This window comes from Methylomonas koyamae (assembly GCF_001644025.1).
Lineage (GTDB): Bacteria > Pseudomonadota > Gammaproteobacteria > Methylococcales > Methylomonadaceae > Methylomonas > Methylomonas koyamae_A.
Genome location: NZ_LUUK01000049.1, coordinates 1 through 2,904, shown reverse-complemented (window position 1 = coordinate 2,904; position 2,904 = coordinate 1). Strand labels below are relative to the sequence as shown.

Here is a 2,904-nt window from a genome sequence, read left to right as displayed (position 1 = left end):
GAGAAATTTATCGCCAACCCTTTCGGTGCCGGCAAGCTGTATAAAACCGGCGATCTGGTGCGCTGGCTGGACGACGGCAACCTGGCCTTCATCGGCCGCCGCGACCATCAGGTCAAGATTCGCGGGTTTCGGGTGGAAATCGGCGAAATCGAAAATGCCTTGCTGAGTCATCCGAGTGTCCGCAACGCGGTCGTTCTTGCCCAAGAACATGCCGGTGGCAAACAATTGGTCGCGTGCTACCAGCTCGGTCAGGCAATTGACGCAACCGAGTTGAGCCGATTTTTACGCGAGCGCTTGCCCGATTACATGGTGCCGGCCGCCTGGGTCGAGTTGGAGGAAATGCCGTTAACCAGCAACGGCAAGATCAATCGCAAGGTTCTGGAGGATAGGCCGGTCGATCTGTCCGCTCGGACCCATTACGTCGCGCCCGGCAACGCCGTCGAAGCGACCTTGTCCGAAATATGGCGGGATGTGTTGGATCTGGACCAAGTCGGCGTGCAAGACAACTTTTTCGCGCTAGGGGGGCATTCCCTACTGGCGATCCAAATTGTGCTCCGCATCAAGGCCTCGCTAGGCGTGGAACTACCGCTCAGCCGCTTTTTCGAGGCGGCTGACATTCAGCAACTGGCCCTCGCCGTCGCCGGCGGCGCGCAAGTCCAACAGGAAGATTCGCTGGCTAGTTATTTGAAGCACATGGAGGTGTTCATTGTTTAAACACGCTCGATCGCGGCGGAAGGCGTTCGTCCGGATTCAGCGCTTAAGATTTTTGCCATTACCACAGCCAATAGCATGTTGAGTGAATTGATAGCAAAGGGCGCGCGGTTCAGTGCCACATCCGCCGGGGATTTGCAGGTACAGGCAGGCCATGGCCTGCTGACCGAGGCGGTTAAATCCGCGCTGACCGCTGATAAACCCAATGTTCTAGCTTACTTGGCCGGCGACAAAATCGCCTGCCAGTCCTTTTCTCAGGAGCGCTTGTGGTTTCTGGATAGACTGGGATTTGGCGGCCAGTACCACGTGCCGGGCGTGGGGAAAATCGACGGTCCTTTGGATGTCGACGCGCTGGCGAAGGCGCTGAACTGCATTTATGCCCGCCATGACGCGTTGCGCACCAATTTCACGGCGCTGGACAATATTCCGTTACAAAGAATCCGCCCGGTATCGGAAGTCCTAATCGAGCAGCACGATCTGAGCGGGCTCGGCGAAGAAGCGCGCCAGCACGAACAAAAGCAACGGTTGAAAAGCTTTATCGAGCAGGCGTTCAACTTGGAACATTCGCCGTTATTCAGGGCGATGCTGTTGCGCTTGGACAGCGAAAGCCACGTGTTGGCGCTGTGTCTGCATCACATCATCACCGACGGCTGGTCGATGCGGGTATTGTTGAACGATCTCGCGGCCGCCTATACGGCATTTATCGAAGGCCGGCAGCCGGTATTGCCGGCTTTGGCGGTGGACTACGCGCTGTTCGCCGGCTGGGAACGCGAAACTCAAACGGACGCCAGATTGGCCCGCGAACTGTCTTATTGGCAACGCCAGTTGTCCGGCTATCAAAATCTTGAGATGCCGTTGGATTTCGCGCGTCCGGCCGCCGCCAGCGGAAAGGGTGCTTACCTTTCATTCGAGCTCAGCACGGCCCAGGGGCTAGCGATCAAACAAGCCGCGCGGGCCAGAAAAACCACGCCGTTTACCGTGTTCATGACTGCGGTGTATCTGTTGTTAAAAAAATACAGCGGCCAGGACGATATTTGCTTAGGTATGCCGGTGGCTAACCGCAATCAGCGCGAAATCGAAGACATCGTCGGTTTTTTCGTGAACACCGTCGTGATGCGCATTCATCCCGAGGCGCAATCCAACTTGTCGGTCGATGCGCTACTGGATCATGTGCATGGCGTAATCGTCGACGGCCAGGACAATCAGCACGTGCCGATCGAGAAAATTTTCGACTTATTGCAGCCTGAGCGGGATTTGAGCCGAAGCCCGGTGTTTCAAGTGCTGATCAATTACACGCCGTTACGGCTTGGCGCGGTGCCTTTCGGCAATTGCCGCTTGCAGCCGGTATTCGACTTCGAAATCAACGAAGCAAAATTCGAATTGACCTTCACTTATAACGAGTATGAAGACGATCATGCCGTTATCGGTATCGAGTATGCCTCGGATCTATATTTGCCCGAGACTGTGCAACGGCTGGCGGCGCATCTGTCTCGAATCACGCAGTTCTTGGTCGAGTCGCCGAACGGCACGCTCGTTGAACTGGAGCTGCTGGACGCTGACGAACGGCGCAAGATACTGGAGGATTGGAGCCGGACGGCCGGCAAGCCAGTCCCGGATGCCTGCATCCACGACCTATTCGTCCGCCAAGCGCTGAAAAGCCCCGAGCAGGTGGCGGTGATCGGAGAGGATCGGTCACTCAGCTACCGGGAGTTGCACGAGCAAAGCGACCGGCTGGCCGTATATCTGCAAAAGCTAGGCGTCCAGGCCGATACTATCGTGGCGGTGTGTCTGCGTCGCTCGCCGTTGATGCTGGTCGGCTTGTTGGGCATCCTCAAGGCCGGCGGCGCCTATTTGCCGCTGGACGCCAATACCCCCGTCGAACGTAGCAAAGCCTTGCTACTGGATAGCGGCGCCCAACTGCTGCTGACCGAAGCTGCCTTGGCCGACGGCTTGGCTGAAATCCGCGCCGGTTTGGCGATTCAGAGCCTGGCGCTGGATAGCGACTGGCCGCTGATCGCCCAGAGCGCCGCGCAACCGCGTCCCAGCGCGCGTCCCGAACATCTGGCCTACGTGATTTATACCTCCGGCTCCACCGGCCAGCCCAAAGGGGTGATGGTGGAACATCGCAACGTCGTCAATCACAATCTGGCGGTGATAGCCGCCTATGCTCTCGACGACCGCGACCGGGTGCTG

General features: G+C 57.8%; 2 protein-coding genes. Both read left to right on the top strand.

The window, feature by feature from the left end; translation table 11 throughout:
- The coding region (locus A1355_RS04735; RefSeq protein WP_157197751.1) for a phosphopantetheine-binding protein at positions 1–714 on the top strand (714 nt) is incomplete at its 5' end.
- Between the two features lie 75 nt (positions 715–789).
- The coding region (locus A1355_RS04730) for a non-ribosomal peptide synthetase (protein WP_157197750.1) at positions 790–2,904 on the top strand (2,115 nt) is incomplete at its 3' end.